Source organism: Streptomyces sp. TS71-3 (genome assembly GCF_018327685.1).
GTDB lineage: Bacteria > Actinomycetota > Actinomycetes > Streptomycetales > Streptomycetaceae > Streptomyces.
Window position 1 is genome coordinate 5362684 of record NZ_BNEL01000001.1, and the last position, 16643, is coordinate 5379326.

At 73.0% G+C, this 16643-nt stretch carries 14 protein-coding genes and 1 pseudogene; 11 read left to right on the forward strand and 4 right to left on the reverse strand.

Features of this window, described 5'->3' with window-relative positions; all coding sequences use genetic code 11:
- Positions 1-131: 131 nt before the first annotated feature.
- The 10 genes from ribD (at position 132) to Sm713_RS21930 (ending at position 9230) form a co-directional block, all read left to right on the forward strand.
- A complete protein-coding gene (ribD, locus tag Sm713_RS21885; RefSeq protein ID WP_212911254.1) occupies positions 132-1223 on the forward strand; it encodes a bifunctional diaminohydroxyphosphoribosylaminopyrimidine deaminase/5-amino-6-(5-phosphoribosylamino)uracil reductase RibD in 1092 nt (363 codons plus the stop codon).
- Positions 1224-1901: a riboflavin synthase gene (locus Sm713_RS21890; protein WP_212911255.1), complete on the forward strand. Its 678-nt coding sequence runs from the start codon at positions 1224-1226 to the stop codon at positions 1899-1901.
- Complete coding sequence (locus tag Sm713_RS21895) at positions 1898-2551, forward strand: nicotinamide mononucleotide transporter family protein (protein WP_212911256.1); 654 nt, start codon at positions 1898-1900, stop codon at positions 2549-2551. The genes Sm713_RS21890 and Sm713_RS21895 overlap by 4 nt, the downstream gene beginning before the upstream one ends.
- Positions 2548-3849: a bifunctional 3,4-dihydroxy-2-butanone-4-phosphate synthase/GTP cyclohydrolase II gene (locus tag Sm713_RS21900; RefSeq protein WP_212911257.1), complete on the forward strand. Its 1302-nt coding sequence runs from the start codon at positions 2548-2550 to the stop codon at positions 3847-3849. Before Sm713_RS21895 ends, Sm713_RS21900 begins: the two co-directional genes overlap by 4 nt.
- Before the next feature lie 82 nt (positions 3850-3931).
- Positions 3932-4444, forward strand: a complete 513-nt coding sequence (gene ribH / locus Sm713_RS21905) for a 6,7-dimethyl-8-ribityllumazine synthase (protein ID WP_212911258.1) — start codon at positions 3932-3934, stop codon at positions 4442-4444.
- 8 nt (positions 4445-4452) lie between these two features.
- The gene (locus tag Sm713_RS21910; protein WP_212911259.1) at positions 4453-4725 is read left to right on the forward strand and encodes a phosphoribosyl-ATP diphosphatase; all 273 of its coding nucleotides are present in this window, start codon (positions 4453-4455) and stop codon (positions 4723-4725) included.
- Between the two features lie 119 nt (positions 4726-4844).
- Positions 4845-5699 (forward strand): ATP phosphoribosyltransferase, encoded by an 855-nt coding sequence (gene hisG, locus Sm713_RS21915; RefSeq protein WP_212911260.1) that lies wholly within the window; start codon positions 4845-4847, stop codon positions 5697-5699.
- Between the two features lie 130 nt (positions 5700-5829).
- Positions 5830-6273, forward strand: a complete 444-nt coding sequence (locus Sm713_RS21920) for a PH domain-containing protein (RefSeq protein WP_249416654.1) — start codon at positions 5830-5832, stop codon at positions 6271-6273.
- 474 nt (positions 6274-6747) lie between these two features.
- Entirely contained in the window at positions 6748-8145 is a 1398-nt protein-coding gene (locus Sm713_RS21925; RefSeq protein WP_212911262.1) for a hemolysin family protein, read from the forward strand.
- The gene (locus tag Sm713_RS21930) at positions 8142-9230 is read left to right on the forward strand and encodes a hemolysin family protein (protein WP_212911263.1); all 1089 of its coding nucleotides are present in this window, start codon (positions 8142-8144) and stop codon (positions 9228-9230) included. Before Sm713_RS21925 ends, Sm713_RS21930 begins: the two co-directional genes overlap by 4 nt.
- A gap of 391 nt (positions 9231-9621) precedes the next feature.
- On the opposite strand, the gene Sm713_RS21935 is transcribed toward Sm713_RS21930, so the two are convergent.
- Positions 9622-11487 carry an AAA family ATPase gene (locus tag Sm713_RS21935; protein ID WP_212911264.1) on the reverse strand — a complete coding sequence of 622 codons (1866 nt, stop codon included), beginning with the start codon at positions 11485-11487 and terminating at the stop codon, positions 9622-9624.
- A 694-nt stretch (positions 11488-12181) separates the two neighbouring features.
- A pseudogene (locus Sm713_RS21940) lies at positions 12182-12727 on the reverse strand (uridine kinase); the annotation flags it as partial.
- 299 nt (positions 12728-13026) lie between these two features.
- Here Sm713_RS21940 and Sm713_RS21945 point away from each other — a divergent pair.
- Positions 13027-14469 carry a peptidase C39 family protein gene (locus Sm713_RS21945; RefSeq protein WP_212911265.1) on the forward strand — a complete coding sequence of 481 codons (1443 nt, stop codon included), beginning with the start codon at positions 13027-13029 and terminating at the stop codon, positions 14467-14469.
- Positions 14470-14660: 191 nt separating this feature from the next.
- On the opposite strand, the gene Sm713_RS21950 is transcribed toward Sm713_RS21945, so the two are convergent.
- Together Sm713_RS21950 and Sm713_RS21955 are read right to left on the reverse strand one after the other, a co-directional pair.
- On the reverse strand, positions 14661-14999 hold the full coding sequence (locus tag Sm713_RS21950; RefSeq protein WP_212911266.1) for a DUF4440 domain-containing protein: 339 nt from the start codon (positions 14997-14999) through the stop codon (positions 14661-14663).
- 268 nt (positions 15000-15267) lie between these two features.
- Entirely contained in the window at positions 15268-16236 is a 969-nt protein-coding gene (locus Sm713_RS21955; RefSeq protein ID WP_212911267.1) for a GNAT family N-acetyltransferase, read from the reverse strand.
- Positions 16237-16643 lie beyond the last annotated feature (407 nt).

A 16643-nucleotide genomic window follows, 5' to 3' on the forward strand; every position in this document is an offset into this window, starting at 1 on the left:
CTTGCACGCCGCCGGTGATCCGGGTCCTCTGGACCTGCATTCCGGCGCCGTTCTCCGCAAGGCCCCACCCGCGCTGAGTGTCGCTCGTCGACAGCCCCGGAGTCCCGCGCCCGAAGAGGCAGGAGGACCCGGTGGCCACACCAGCCGAAGAAACCGCCATGCGGCGTGCGATCGAACTCGCCGCGCGCGGACTCGGCTCCACAAGCCCCAACCCCGTGGTCGGCTGCGTCGTGCTCGACGCCGCCGGCGACCCCGTGGGGGAGGGGTACCACCAGCGTGCCGGCGGACCGCACGCCGAAGTGCACGCGCTGCGCGCGGCAGGGGAGCGCGCCCGCGGCGGCACCGCCGTGGTCACCCTCGAACCCTGCAACCACACCGGCCGCACCGGCCCCTGCGCCCAGGCCCTGATCGAGGCCGGCGTCACCCGGGTCGTCTACGCCGTCTCCGACCCCAACCCCACCGCCACCGGCGGGGCCGCCACGCTGCGCGCCGCGGGCGTCGACGTCGAGCCCGGGCTGCTCACGGCCGAGGCGGAGCGGGGCAACGCGGCCTGGCTGACCTCGGTACGGCTCGGACGCCCGCACGTCACCCTCAAGTTCGCCGCCACGCTCGACGGCCGGATCGCCGCCGCGGACGGCACCAGCCAGTGGATCACCTCCGCCGAGGCCCGCGCCGACGTCCACCGGCTGCGTGCCGAGAGCGACGCCGTCGTGGTCGGCGCCGGCACCGCCCGCGCCGACGACCCGCAGCTCGGCGCCCGGGGCACCGACGGGGGCAGCCAGCCGCTGCGCGTGGTCGTCGACTCCGGCGCCAAGGCCGTGAAGCCGGGTGCGCGCGTCCTGGACGACACCGCGCCCACGCTGATCGCCGTCGCCGAGGACGCCGAGACCTCCCACCTGACCGGCCTGGCCGAGGTCGTCCGGCTGCCGCGCACCGCGGCCGGACTCGACACGACCGCCCTGCTGGAAGCCCTGCACGCCCGCAACGTCCGCTCCCTGTTGATCGAAGGCGGTCCGACGCTCGCCGGTTCCTTCGTGGCCGCGGGCACCGTCGACCGCGTCGTCGGCTACATCGCCCCCGTGATGCTCGGGGCCGGCCCCGCCGCGCTGGGCGAGTCGGGAATCAGCACCCTCACCGAAGCGTTGCGACTCGGGCTCGAAGAGGTCGTCCGCCTCGGGCCCGACGTGCGGATCACCGCCGCCCCGCAAGCGAAGGAGAACTGAGTGTTCACCGGCATCGTGGAAGAGCTGGGCGAGGTCACCGGCGTCGAGGAACTCGGCGACGCGTCCCGCTTCCGGCTGCGCGGCCCCGTCGTCACGGCGGGCGCGGGGCACGGCGACTCCATCGCCGTCAACGGCGTGTGCCTGACGGTCGTGGAGCTGGACGGCGACGAGTTCACCGCGGACGTCATGGCGGAGACCCTGGACAGGTCGAGCCTCGGCGCGCTGGCGCCCGGCTCCCGGGTCAACCTGGAGCGGCCCACCGCCGTCGGCGCCCGGCTTGGCGGGCACATCGTGCAGGGCCATGTCGACGGCGTCGGCACCCTCGTGGAGCGCAAGGCCTCCGAGCACTGGGAGATCGTCAGGATCGGGCTGCCCGCCCAGCTCTCCCGGTACATCGTCGAGAAGGGCTCCATCACCGTCGACGGCATCAGCCTCACCGTCGTCGACGCCGGGCCCGACCACTTCACCGTCAGCCTCATCCCCACCACGCTCGCGCTGACCACCCTCGGCACCAAGCAACCGGGCGACCCGGTCAACCTGGAGGTCGACGTCGTCGCCAAGTACGTGGAGCGGCTGCTGTCGGCCGAGCGCTCGGCCGCGGCCGACGCGGCGGCGGCCGGAACGGCGGGCGGCGCCCCGGTCCCCGTGCGCCCCGACCCCGCAGAGGACTCCCGGTGAGCACCTTCGACGGGCTGAACTCCGAGGCGTTCACCGCCTTCGGGCAGCACATCATCTGGTCCGACCTGGCCGGCAACACCATCGGCCTGGTCGGGCTCGCCCTCGGCTGGCTGAGATCCGTGTGGACCTGGCCCGCCCAGCTGCTGTCCGCCCTCATCCTCGTCGCGGCCAACGTCTCCGTGCAGCAGTCCGGCAGCGTCGGCAAGCAACTCGTGATCATCGTCACGGCGGTGTGGGGCTGGCAGCAGTGGACCCGGGGCCGCCGGCAGGCCCAGGACGGCGGCCTCGCCATCCGGTTCGCCTCCTGGCGCGAGCGGCGCCTGCTGCTGGCGGCGGCCGCCGTCGGCACCCTCGCGGTCGGCGGCCTGTTCACGGCCTTCCCGTCGCTGTCCTGGAACCCCTGGCCGGACGCCTACGTGTTCGTCGGCACGCTGGTCGCGATGGTGGCGCAGGCCCGCCGCCTCGTCGAGTTCTGGTTCGCGTGGCTGCTGGTCGACGTGGTCGGCGTGCCCCTCAACTTCACCAGCGGCCTGGCGTTCTCGGGCCTGATCTACATCGTCTACGGCGCTCTCGTCCTGTGGGGCATGCGCGCCTGGTGGCTGCGCACGCGGCAGAGCGCACAGCCCCCACTGGAAGGAGCTCCGGCATGAGCACGGCACCCATTCGGTTCCCCACCGGCGACCTCACCGCCGGGGCGGGCCAGTCCGGGCTCGACCCGGTGGAGCAGGCCATCGCCGACATCGCGGAAGGCCGGCCGGTCGTCGTCGTCGACGACGAGGACCGCGAGAACGAGGGCGACCTCGTCATCGCCGCCCAGTCCGTCACCCCCGAGATCGTCGCCTTCATGATGTCCGAGTGCCGCGGCCTGATCTGCGCGCCCATGGAGGCCGGCGAGCTGGACCGGCTCGAACTGCCCCAGATGGTCGAGCAGAACACCGAGGCGATGCGCACCGCGTTCACCGTCTCCGTGGACGCCGGCCCCGCGCACGGCGTGACCACCGGCATCTCCGCCGCCGACCGGGCCGCAACCCTGCGGCTGCTCGCCGGCGGCACGGCCGAGGCGGCGGACTTCGTCCGGCCCGGCCACATCTTCCCGCTGCGCGCCAGGGCCGGCGGGGTGCTCACCCGCGCCGGGCACACCGAGGCCGCCGTCGACCTCGCCCGGCTCGCGGGCCTGCGCCCGGCCGGCGCGATCGTCGAGATCGCCGGCGAGGACGGCACCATGCTGCGGCTGCCCGAGCTGATCGCGTTCGCTCGCAAGCACGGCCTGTCGATCATCTCCATCGAGGACCTGATCGCCTACCGGCAGGGCGCCGAGCCCACCGTCCGCCGTGAGGCGGCCGTCCGCCTGCCCACCGCCGCCGGTGAGTTCACCGCCTACGGCTACCGCTCCGCCGCCGACGGCGTCGAGCACGTCGCCCTGGTCCACGGCGACCTCGGCGACGGCGAGGACGTGCTCGTGCGCGTGCACTCCGAGTGCCTCACCGGTGACGTCTTCGGCTCGCTGCGCTGCGACTGCGGCCCTCAGCTCAACGCAGCCATGGCCCGCGTGACCGCGGAGGGCCGCGGGGTCGTCGTCTACCTCCGCGGCCACGAGGGGCGCGGCATCGGGCTGCTGTCCAAGCTGCGCGCCTACGAGCTCCAGGAGCGCGGCCGTGACACGCTCGACGCCAACCTGGAACTCGGCCTGCCCGCGGACGCCCGCGACTACGGCGCCGGCGCGCAGATCCTCGCCGACCTCGGGGTGCGCAGCGTCCGGCTGATGACCAACAACCCCGACAAGACCGACGCCCTCATCAAGCACGGCATCCATGTCACCGGCCGGGAGCCGATGCCCGTGCAGGCCGGCGAGCACAACCTGCGGTACCTGCGCACCAAGCGCGACCGCATGGGCCACGACCTGCCCTGGCTGGACACCCCGGCCATGGCCGCCTGCGGCAACCAGTGACCCCCGCCGCACGGGGCCCCGCTCCGCAGCGGCACGGCGATCCCGACACCACACCACCCCCAGCACCGAGGAGACAGAGCACGTGAGCGGCAAGGGTGCCCCCGTACTGAGTGTGACGAACGCCGGCGGCCTGCGGGTCGCCGTCGTCGCCGCCCAGTGGCACGAGAAGATCATGGACGGTCTCGTCGACGGCGCCCGGCGCGCCCTGGACGAGCTCGGCGTCGAGCAGCAGACCCTGCTGCGGGTCCCGGGAACCTTCGAGCTGCCCGTCGCCGCCCGGGCGCTCGCGGTGCGCGGCTACGACGCCGTCATCGCGCTCGGTGTCGTCATCCGCGGCGGCACCCCGCACTTCGACTACGTCTGCCAGGGCGTGACGCAAGGGCTGACGCAGGTGTCCGTGGACACCGGCGTGCCGATCGGCTTCGGCGTGCTGACCTGCGACACCGAGGAGCAGGCACTCGACCGCGCGGGCCTCGACGGCTCCCACGAGGACAAGGGGCACGAGGCCGTCACCGCCGCCGTCGCCACCGCGGCCACCCTCCGCATGATCCCCGAGCCCTCTCGTCAGGGGGTGGCCTCCGGCCGCGTAGAGTAGGCGCCATCATGCCCAAGAAGACGTTCGAGGAGCTCTACACGGAGCTCCTGCACAAGGCAGAGCACGGCGACCCCGCCACCTCCCGCACCGCGGAACTGGTCGGCAAGGGCGTCCATGCCATCGGCAAGAAGGTCGTCGAGGAAGCCGCCGAGGTCTGGATGGCCGCCGAGCACGAAGGCCGGGAGGCCACCGCCGAGGAGATCTCCCAGCTGCTGTACCACGTGCAGGTGATGATGGTCGCGCGCGGCATCTCCCTCGACGACGTCTACGCCCATCTCTGAGCCGCGGCCCCGGCCGCCGTCCGCCCCCGCAGCCGGACCCCGGCCGGGCGGACCGCACCGGGCCCGCACCCGTTCGCACACGCACGTTCCCGCACCTTCCCGAAAAGGAATTCAGCCTCATGCTGCGCATCGCCGTGCCCAACAAGGGTTCTCTCTCCGGACCTGCGTCGGAGATGCTCCATGAGGCCGGATACCAGCAGCGCAGGGAGTCCAAGGAACTGGTGATCGTCGACCCGGCGAACGAGGTCGAGTTCTTCTACCTGCGCCCCCGCGACATCGCCATCTACGTCTCCTCCGGCCGCCTGGACATCGGCATCACCGGGCGGGACCTGCTGGTGGACTCCGGAGCCGACGCCGAGGAGATCCTGGCGCTCGGCTTCGCACGCTCCACCTTCCGCTTCGCCACCCGCCCCGGCACCGCGGACAGCGTGAAGGACCTGGCCGGCAAGACGGTCGCCACCTCCTACGAGGGCATCGTCGCGGGCCACCTCGCGCGGGAGGGCATCGACGCCACCGTCGTCCACCTCGACGGCGCCGTGGAGACCGCGATCGAGCTGGGCGTCGCCCAGGTCATCGCCGATGTCGTGGAGACCGGCACCTCCCTGCGCAACGCCGGGCTCCAGGTCATGGGGGAGCCCATCATGCACTCCGAGGCGGTCGTCATCCGCCGGACGGGTGCCGACGCGGACACCGACCAGCCCAAGGCCCAGCAGTTCCTGCGCCGGCTCCAGGGCGTCCTCGTCGCACGGACGTACGTGATGATGGACTACGACTGCCGCGCCGAGGACCTGGAACGCGCCGTCGCCGTCACGCCCGGCCTGGAGTCCCCGACGGTCTCCCCGTTGCACAATGAGGGCTGGGTCGCCGTGCGCGCCATGGTGCCCACCAAGGAGGCCCAGAAGATCATGGACGACCTGTACGAGATCGGCGCACGGGCCATCCTGACCACGGCCATCCACGCCTGCCGACTCTGACCGGACCTCGCCGGCCCGGTACCGACCGACCCCGGAGCACGTTGTGACGGATTCCACGCCACCACAGTCCGCACGGCAGGGAGCCACTCCGGACGGCGGTGCCGGGGCGGCATCCGCCGGGCTTCCGGAACTGCCCGTCACCTTCCGGCCGGCGGTGACCCGGGCCGTCCTGCTGATCGGAGGCGTGGCCCTCTTCGTCGTGCTCACGGCCGTGGCCCTGATGCTGCCGGACCTCCGGACGGCGGAGCGGGTCAGCTTCATCGTCACCGCGGCGCTGCTCCTCGCGGGGCCGGTCGTGCTGAGCAGGCCGAAGATCGTCGCCGACGGCTCCGGGGTCACCGTCGTGAACATCCTCAGCGGGCGGCGGCTCGACTGGGCGGAGATCGTGCAGGTCAACCTCCGGCACGGCGACCCCTGGGTGTTCCTGAACCTCAGCGACGGCACCAGCCTGCCGGCCCTGGGCATCCAGCCGGGCCTCGCCAGGCGCCGCGCCATCGAGGACGCCCGGGTGCTGAGGGCCCTCGTCGACGCCCACACCGCCGTCGAACGCGAGCCCGGTGCCCGGCACGACTGAGTGCGGCGGGGATCACGGGCGGCGCGCGGCATGGCGAGCGCGCCCCCTGGTACCCGGTGTGGCGTGCGTCCCCTTTCCACGCAGACCAGCCGCCTTCCAGCGGCGCGCCCGGGTGCCCTTCCGGTGCGCTCGTGCGCGTGCATCGGTGGCCGCGAGCGCCCCTGAGAGCCGCCCCCGGGAGAGATGGGTGACTCCTCCGGGGCGTCCGCACTGCCACAGAAGTGGTTGTCTTGATTAATCTGGTTCCGGAGGTGCACGATGCGCCTTCCCCCACGCCGCGCCGCACCGGCGCGCGCGGGTCGCGGCGGCCCAGCCGCGGCCGCTGGGGCTCCGCCCGACCAAGGAGTGATTTCCTCAGGCGATGGACGGTTCGTCCTGCAGTACCTGCGCCGCCCCCTCCTTCCCCCACTGCCCTGAGGGCGTGGGAAGCAGCCCCAGCGCGGACCGCGTCCGCGGCGGCTCGGAGGCGGCGGCATGATCATCCCGTTGCTGCTCCTGGGAGCGGCCTTCCTTCTGATCCTTGCCAACGGCTTCTTCGTGGCCGCGGAATTCGGCTTGGTGACCGTCGAGCGCCCGGATGCCGAGGAGGCGGCGGCCACCGGTGACAAGCGCGCCGGCTCCGTCGTCGCGGCGCTGAAGGAGCTGTCCTTCCAGCTCTCCGGCACCCAGCTCGGCATCACCATCACCTCGCTCGTCGTCGGCATGCTCGCCGAACCGGCCCTGGCCGCGCTCCTCGACGCGCCCCTCACCGCCACGGGCCTGCCCGAAGGCGCCGTCCCCGGTGTCTCCGCGGTGGTCGGGATGCTGCTCGCGTCCGCCGCTCAGATGGTGATCGGTGAGCTGGTGCCGAAGAACTGGGCCGTGTCCCGGCCCCTCCAGGTCGCGCGCTTCGTCGCCGGACCCCAGTACGCCTTCGCACGGCTGCTGCGCCCGGTCATCGCCGTCCTGAACACGGTCGCCAACCGCCTGGTGCGGGCCCTCGGAGTGGAGCCCGCCGACGAGCTGGCGTCCGCCCGCACCCCCGGCGAGCTGGTCTCGCTGGCCCGGCACTCCGCACGGGCCGGCGCCCTGGAACAGGACACCGCCGACCTGTTCGTGCGCGCCCTCTCGCTGGGCGAGCTGACCGCCCAGCACGTGATGACCCCCCGGGTGAAGGTCAGCGCCCTGCAGTCGTCCGCGACGGCCGAGGACGTGGTCAACCTGACCCGCGCCACCGGCCTGTCCCGCTTCCCCGTCTACCGGGAGCGCATCGACGAGATCGTCGGCATGGTGCACCTGAAGGACGCCCTCGCGATACCCGTGCACGCCCGGCTGCGCACGTCCGTCGGACGGATCGCGCAGGCTCCGCTGCTGGTCCCCGAGACGCTGCCGGTGCAGCTGCTGCTGGCCCGGCTGCGCAGCGAGCAGCCGATCGCCGTCGTCGTGGACGAGTACGGCGGCACCGCGGGCGTCGTCACCCTGGAGGACATCGTCGAGGAACTCGTCGGCGAGGTCCGGGACGAGCACGACGCCAAGCACCTGCCCGAACTGGCCCCCGCGCCCGCCGAGGACGGCAGGGCCGCCTGGGACGCCGACGGCGGCTGCCGCGTCGACACCCTGCGGAGCATCGGCCTGCACGCCCCCGAGGGTCCCTACGAGACCGTCGCCGGGCTCGTGGCCGACCTGCTGGGCCGTATCCCGGCCCCGGGCGACCGTGCCGAGCTGCCCGGCTGGCGGCTCCAGGTGAGACAGGTCGGGCACTACCGCGCCGAGCGGGTCCGGCTGGTCAGGGTGCCGGAGGCCGTGGAGGGCGCCGGCGCCGCGAAGAGCACGGTGCACGCGGGCGGCAGGGCCCACCGCGGTGCCGCGGCGGCCCCGGAGGCGGTCCGATGACGCTCCTGCAACTGCTCTTCGCCGTCCTGCTGGTGCTGGCGAACGGCTTCTTCGTGGGTGCCGAGTTCGCCCTGGTCTCCGTGCGGCGCAGCCAGGTCGAGCCGGTGAAGACGGCGGCCGCCCGCCAGGTGCTGTACGGCCTGGAGCACCTGCCGCAGATGATGGCCGCCGCGCAGTTCGGCATCACCATCTGCTCGCTGACCCTCGGCGCCGTCGCGGAGCCCACCGTCGCGCGGCTGCTGGAGCCGGTGTTCGGCGCCGCCCGGCTGCCCGAGGGCCTGGTGCATCCGCTGGGCTACGTGATCGCCCTGGTGCTGGTGGTCTTCCTGCACCTGGTCATCGGCGAGATGGTGCCGAAGAACCTCGCCATGGCGGACCCCGGGAGGACGGCACTGCGGCTCGGCCCGGGCCTCGTCGCCTTCGCGCGCGTCTGCCGGCCGGTGACCGTGGCCCTCGGGGCGTGCGCCCGGTGGATCCTGATGGCCTTCCGCGTCGAGCCCAAGGACGAGGTGGAGGCCGTCTTCACCAGCGAGCAGCTCAACCGCCTGGTCGCCGACTCCGGTGAGGCCGGGCTGCTCGGCCCCGAGGAGCAGGAGCGCCTCGGGGACGCGCTGGAACTGGGCACGCGCCCGGTCACGGACGTGCTGCTGGACCGCGCCTCGCTGGTGACGGTGGACCCCAGCGTCACCCCGGGGCAGGTGGTGGCGCTCACCGCGCGCACCGGCTACTCGCGCTTTCCGGTGAGCGCGGACGGCGGCGCCTTCATGGGCTACCTCCATGTGAAGGACGTGCTGGAGGTGGAGGAGAGCGACCGTGCCGTGCCGCAGCAGGTCTGGCGGCCGATGGTCACGCTCAACGCCGAGCTGCCGCTCGACGACGCCCTGACCGTGATGCGCCGTGCCGCGACGCACCTGGCGCAGGTCGCCGACGCCTCGGGGCGCTTGGTGGGGCTGGTGACCCTGGAGGACGTCCTGGAACTGCTCGTCGGCGAGGTCCACGACCCGGCTCACCGTGACCGCGGTGGCGCGGGGACGGCACGGGTGGGGGAGCCGCGGAGCGAGGCTCGCGAGCTGACGCTCGGGTAAGCAGGTGCGAGCTGACGCTCGGGTTAGCCGATGTGCTGGTGAGCTGACGCTCGGGTTAGCCGATGTGCCGGGGTGCGCGCCCTTGTCGGGAGCGTCCCCGGCGCTGGTTCGCCCCTGCGCGGGGGTGCCACAGTTCGGGTGTCGCTTCGCGCGGTACGCCCTGGGCGCGCAGGTTGTGCGGCCGCCCCTTCGGGGCGTTGCCCAATGCGATAGGGGCTGCCCCTTCGGGTGGTGGCGACCTTTCGGTTCGTCGTGGCTTATCGCTCCCCCACTGCCTGAAGGGCGTGGGAGGTACCCCCATCCCCGCGCCCCTTCGTTGGTGGGCCCTTGCACCGCCCGTGACCCTTCTGAGCGTGCCCTTGCCTGGCGGTGCGCCTTTTGGGGTCTGTGCTTACAACGCTGTCGGGTCGCCCGGGCCTCGGCCCGAGAGGACCTCGCCGTATGCCTGCATCAGGTCCGGCAGGCGAAGGGTGGCGAGGTCGGTGCGGTCGGGGGTGTTCGGGTAGCCGGAGAGTCGCAGGTCGCGGTATGCGCAGCTCTTCTCGTAGAGGGTGCGCAGGAAGCGGCCGTTGCCCAGCTCGTCGATCCAGCCCTGGTCGACCACGTGTCCGTTGATGGAGCGGAGCTCCTCCCGGGCCTCGTCGTCCCAGACGTCGCCGTTCTCCGCGGCCAGTACCTCGCCGATCGAGGTGAGCTCCAGGGGCCGGTACGACGGGAAGTCGACGCGGGTGGTGAAGCGGGACGACAGGCCGGGGTTGGCGGCGAGCAGCCGGTCCATGCCCTCGGGGTAGCCGGCGAGGATCACCACCAGGTGGTCGCGGTTGTCCTCCGCGCGCTTCAGCAGCACCTGCAACGCCTCGTCGCCGTAGGCGTCACCCTTGCCGTACCCGGTGTTCGAGAGGGCGTACGCCTCGTCGACGAAGAGGACGCCGCCGATGGCGGAGTCGATCAGCTCGTTGGCCTTGACGGCGGTCTGGCCGAGGTACTCGCCGACGAGGTCGGCGCGCTGCGCCTCCACCAGGTGGTCCCCGCCGAGCAGGCCCAGGGCGTAGAAGACCCGGCCGAGGATGCGGGCCACGGTCGTCTTGCCGGTGCCGGAGGGGCCCGAGAAGACGAAGTGGCGCTTCGGGGGCTGCACGGGCAGGCCCTGCCCGGCCCGCAGCCGGGCCATGTTGAGCTGTGCGGAGAGCGCCTTCACCTGCCGCTTCACCGGCTCAAGGCCGACCATCCGCTCCAGCTCCGCGAGCGCCTCCTCCAGCAGCGCCGGGTCGGCGGGCCCGGCGGGCAGCTGGGGCGGCCCGGCCTGGACGGGCACCACGGCCTTCTCGCGGACGGCGTCCCTCTCGCCGGTCACGCCGGCCGAGGGCGTCGGTTCCGGGTCTGTCAGCTTCAGGTCCCGGCCCTCGATCCCGTAGAGCGGATCGGCGCCGTCCACGGTGTCCTGCCCCACTCCGGCGATGGCGATGGCGGCGACGTCGGCGGCCTCGTCGTACCCGTCGCCCTCGGCTATCGCGGCGAGCCGGGCCGAGGTGTCCATGAAGGCGGGGTCCACCCGGTGCACCGCGCGGTACAGCGGCAGGGCCGCCGCGCTGCGGCCGGTGCCCTCGTGCGCGCGGGCCAGCCAGTACCGCAGCTCCTTGCGCTGCGGCTGCTCGCTGCGGCAGCGCATCAGCGCCGCGGACAGCAGCGGTTCCGCCTGCCCGTACATGTCGAGCCGGACGCGCGCCATGCCGCCGAAGAGGCCCGCCTCGATGCCGAGCATGGGGTCGTTCAGCAGCGGGTCGGTGTGCCGGACGAGCTGTTCCCAGTCCTTGACGAGGTAGGCACGGCAGGCGTGCAGGAAGCGGACCTGCCTGTCGGCGTCGACGGGCGGCAGCCCGGCGAGGGCGCGGTCCAGCTCGGGGACGTGCCGGCCGTCCAGCCAGTGCGAGGCGTGCGCGAGGAGCAGGTCGCGGGGCGACTCCAGCACGGGTTGCACCCACCAGCCGAGCCAGTACCAGGAGTTGAGGGTTCTGCGGTGGCGGGCGCGCTGCTCGCCGAAGCGGTCGCGGTGCTGGAACATCCGGAGCAGGGCGGAGGTGGTGTCGATCCGCAGCGCGTGCAGTCCCAGCCAGCCGTCGGCCATGCCCGGATCGAGCCGTACCGCGGCCCGGAACTCCTCCTCGGCCTGCGGATAGGCACCCATCGTGTAGGCATCGACTCCTCGGAGCCAGGCCAGATCGGCCGGGGCGGGTGAGCCCTGCGTGCCGAAGTCCATCACGTCCCCCACAGACCGTGCCCCCGTGGTGTGCCGACGGGATTTGTGCCCGCCGACTCCTTCGTCGAACCGTTGTGCCGTGGACGGGAATTGACTCGGTGCTCTGAGCAGCCGTCCGGTTACCGCACCGCACAGCATCGTACCTGCGACGCCGTTGCGTGCCGAAGAGTGCCGCACTGTGGGATGAGCCGCGTTTGAAGCATTTGGGGCGCATGCCGAGCAGCCGCGGCGGGTGGGGATCGATCCGGGAAGGCGGTGACCGAGTGTGAGGGAAAGTTGGCCTATGTGATCAAGTGAATGGGGTGTAAAGGGCAGAACGAAGCCCCCGATCACGGGGGAACAACCGGGGGCTTCGCGTCTGCGGGGTCCCGAAAGACCGCACATTGAGAACGTAAGACCTGTACGGCCTCGGGGTCAAGCCGAGTTGGGGTACTCGTGAAAGTCGTTTTCCGGGTGTTTAGTTAACCGGCGGGTAGTTATCACGATGCGTGAGCGATTGGGCTGATCCTGGCGTGTGAAAGGGGCCGGGAAGCCCTCCCATCGGCCCCGGCAACACCGCGTACGCCGGCGGAGTCGTGGGCGCCAGAAGCCGCTCCGGCCCCGGGGGTTGCCCCGGTACCGAGGTCCCCGCGGATTTCTCGTGCCCTTCGGACCCCGGGGTCCCGAGGGCTCCCGGGAGCCTCCTCGCGTCGCACTGCCGTACGAGGAGATGGGCGAAGGGGCGGGACGGGTCGGCCGCGAAGTGGCGCCGCTCGGCGATCGTCCAGCCGTCCCAGAAGGTCTCCAGCGCGGGTCCGTCCCGGCGCCGGCCGCGCCGCCACGACTCGTCGCGCGGCAGCTCCATCCAGAGCAGGCAGGCCAGGTGGGGCCGGAGCGCGGCCCGTCCGGCACCGACCCCCTCGACGAGCACCACGGGCGCGGGCGGCAGCCCCACGGCCGGGCCGGGGCGGCGTGCGTGCCAGTCGTACGGCCGATAGCGCGCCGGTTCGGCGCGGCCGAGCGGTGCGATCACCTGCTCCCGCAGGCGCCCGGTCCAGGAGAACAGCTCCTCGTGCGTGGCGAGGTCGTCGAGGGCGAGGACGGGGGCCCCGCCGAGGGCCGCCGCGAACCGCCGGGCGAAGGTCGACTTCCCGGACCCGGCATGGCCGTCGACGGCCACCAGGCGCACCGGGCCGCAGGACGGGGCCAGCCGGCGGAGTGCGGTGGCGAGACGGGGGAGCGTGAGGGGCGCGGTCACCATGTCCAGCGTACCGGCCGCGGGCGCGGACCCCCGTGGCGTGCGCCCCCACGGTCATGGGAGCGCTCACCCCCGGAAGGCGCTCGAAGGCGGCCCGGAACGCCATCGGCAGGCCGCCCCCGTCCCGGCGGACGCCGGGAGCGGCGGCGGGCGGGCGCGAAATTGGTGGCCGCCATGGACAGTTGAATGCTGGCAGAAGCCGGTGCTGGGCGGTCATAGTGGCCCCACGAGGGTCGTCGTGGCCCATCGCAGCGCATCCCGACCCGCGCGTAGTGGCCGGGTCGAATGGGGGTTACCTGCATATGTCCAGAGCAGCCGACCGCAGCAGATCGGTCACGAACGGGACGCCCGCGACGTCCGAGGCCGGGCCGGCCGCCTCGCGGCGCGCCGTGCTGGCCGCCGCGGCGTCCGCCGCGCTCGCGGCCACGGCGGCGTCCGCCGTCCCGGCCGCCGCGGCAGCGCGCGCTCCCGGCGCGCGTCATCTGACCGGCGGCACGCCGCACACCCGCGGCGTCCCGCAGGTGGACTACCACGGTTGGACCTCGTACAGCGACTGGCGCAGTGGCACCGCGGAAGGCACCCGGGCCCTCGCAGGAGCCAGGCCGGCCCTGACCATCGCCGCGCCCCGGGGCGCCGCCGACTACACCGACCCGCACACCGGCACCACCGCGACCTGGGAGTACGCCCGCTGGACGTCTCCCGAGCACAAGCTGACCGTGCCGGCCACGGAGGTCATCGCCTCCTGGAACGCCGCCACGCCCGCCGGCACCTGGCTCCAGGTCGAACTGCAGGGCGGCTACTCCGACGACACCGTCACCCCCTGGTACGTGATGGGCCGCTGGGCCGCCAGTGACACGGACATCAAGCGCACGTCCGTGGACGACCAGTCCGACGGCCACAGCAGCATCTACACGGACACCTTCGCCATCGACGACCCCGACTCCGGCCTGCGGCTGGTCTGGTACCGGCTGCGGCTGACCCTCTACCGGGCCCCCGGCAGCAGGGTGGCGCCGCTGGTGTGGCGGCTGGGCGCGATGGGCTCCGACATCCCGGACCGGTTCACGGTGCCCGCCTCGACGCCGAACCTGGCCAAGGAGCTGAGCGTCCCGCGCTTCTCGCAGGACGTGCACTCCGGCCAGTACCCGCAGTACGACGGCGGCGGCGAGGCCTGGTGCAGCCCCACCTCCTCGCAGATGATCATCCAGTACTGGGGCCACCGGCCGTCCGCCGCCGACATGGCCTGGGTCGACCCGTCGTACGCCGACCCGCAGGTCTGCCAGGCGGCCCGGTACACCTACGACTACCAGTACGAGGGCTGCGGCAACTGGCCGTTCAACGCCGCCTACGCCGCGACCTACCCGGACATGCAGGGGGTCGTCACCCGGCTGGGCTCGCTGGCCGACCTGGAGAAGCTGATCGCCGCCGGCATCCCGGCCATCACGTCGCAGTCGTTCCTGAAGGAGGAGCTGACCGGCGCGGGTTACGGCACCTCCGGGCACCTGATGACGGTCATCGGGTTCACGGCGGACGGCGACGTGATCGCCAACGACCCGGCCTCGGCCAGCGACAACGCCGTGCGCCGCGTCTACAAGCGCCGCGAGTGGGAGAACATCTGGCTGCGGACCAAGCGGTACAACGCCTCCGGCGCGGTGACCTCCGGCACCGGCGGCGTCTGCTACCTGTACTTCCCGGCGCAGCCTTCCGCGGCGCAGCAGCAGGCACTGGCCGCGGTCGGCATCTGCTGACGGCAGGAGAGCCGTCTCCGCCGACGGCATGAAGAGGGGCTCCCCGCTGGCGGCGGGGAGCCCTTCGTTCCCCTTGGCGCATGTTGCTGGGGGGTGCCTGGGGGAGCCCCCGGCCGGGCACGGGCCGGGCCCCGCAAGCCCTCCCCGCTCGCGAACGGCTCGCCGGCCGCCGCGATCAAGCCCTCACGGGATCAGGACGCCCGGCTGGTCTGCTGGTGAAAGCGGAGCAGCCACTGCCCGTCCTCGCTGCGCACCCAGACCGAACTGTGCATCGTGGCCTCGTCCCGGTAGGTCAGCAGGCAGACGCCCGGGGCCAGCCTCGCGAGGGCGAAATCGGTGGCCTGGGGTTGCACGTACCCCTGCTGTGCCGCGAGCGCGGTCGCCACGCTCTCGGCGTCCCAGGCTCTCCCGGTCCTGTCGACCTCCACGAAGTCGGGGGTCAGCAGGGCCAGCACAGCCGCCCGGTCGGCGCGGACCTGGGGACGCTGGAGGGCGATCTCCCTTTCGATGATCAGTTCACCGTCGTCCATATCGCACCGCCTCATCATCGAGCACCTGTAGTCGGTGACCAGGCCGGGGGACGGCCGGGTCGGGTCTCATCGGGCCCGATTCTCGCCTATGCGCCGCGCTGGCCGGTCTCCGGCTGCCTGCCCGCCCGCGCGGGCACGAGGCCGCGCGAGCCGGCAGGCCGCCGCAACGGTGACTGGGGCTCCGCCCCCGGGCCCGGGAACGGAGCCCCAGTCACCGTTGGCGCGGCCCCGGGAACGGAGCCTCGTCGCCCTCCGCGCGGCGGGAGTCTCAGGCGGCGGCCGCCTCGCCCGTCCGGCTCCACGTCATGTTGATCTCGCGTCCGAAGTTGACGTATCCGGCACGTCCGAAGGCGTTCGCCATCGGGTGGTTGCCGAGGTCCGTGCTGGCGCGGATGCGGGGGACGCCCTCTTCGGCGAGGACGCGGGTCCCCTCGCCGAGGATGTCGTCGATGTGGCCCCGGCCGCGGTGCTCGGGCAGCACGGCGAGGTAGGCGATGACCGGGTTGTAGCCGTTGTGCGCGGGGAGGACGAATCCCACCGGTTCCCCCTCGGGCAGAGTGGCGACGCGCCACCACTCACGGGGGCTCTTGTAGCGGGCGAGTTCCTCCTCGTAGTGCCTGACCGCCGCCGCCTGGGCGGACATCCTGGTCAGCTCGGCGCGGCTGTGCGCGTCCAGCGTGCCGTCGAGGACCGAGGTCATCAGGGTCAGCAGGTCCCCGGTGTCACGGACCGGCCGGAACACCAGGCGGCCGCTGGGCGGCGGGACCGGCGTTCCCGGCCGCCACTCCAGGCGGAGCCGCTCGACGAACGGCCGGGCACCGGCGCGCTCCAGGATCGCCATCCGGTCCCGGACAGCCTCCCTGACGACCGCGGCGTCACGCCAGTCGGGCGGCACGTGGCGGGTGTACTCGGGCGGCGGCGATCCGCTGCGCAGGGTGCCGGCCATCGCGGCACGCAGCAGCCGGGTTCCGGCGTCCTGCCGCTCGGGGGCGGAGAGCGTGTCGTCCACGTCGAGGACGTCCAGGAGGAACGGCGTACCGCTGCCCGGCCGGCTCCACCAGGCGAGCCTGGCGAGCAGCCGGTCGCCGCGGAGCGCGACCCACATCCACTCGGGCCGTCGCCGGTCCTGGGCGAGGTCGTCCCGCAGCTCTGCGTTGAGGGGATAGGGGAGTCGATTGAAGAGGTCGAGTTCGTCGCGTCCGGTGATCGGACGTGTGATCAGATCGTTCGTTTCCACGGTTGAGGCACGCTCCGGTGGTGGTGCCCGTCCGCTCCGGGGTCAGCTCTGCTGAACAACCCGGGAGGAGACGAGCGCGGTGGTCATGGCGGTCATCGGCTCACCTCTCCTCTCGCTGCGTCGGGACCCCGCGGTCCCGTGCGGGGTTCGGAGCACCATGGATAGCCGAGGGCTCGTCCGCCCGCAATCTCTTTTCCGCCGGGCCGCTTCGGGCCGGCGCAGCGTATGACCCCGGGTCACAGCAGAACGGACTGCCTTGTCCCCCGTGACGGCGACTCGGACGATGGGCCGGACCGCCGTCGCAAGGGAGACCGCCGTGCCGTGCCGCCCAGCCCTGCCCGGAGCGGCACCGCCGCCGGTGCCGCTCCCGCCGGCCGGCCTGTTCCTGCCCGCGGCGGAGTCCTGAG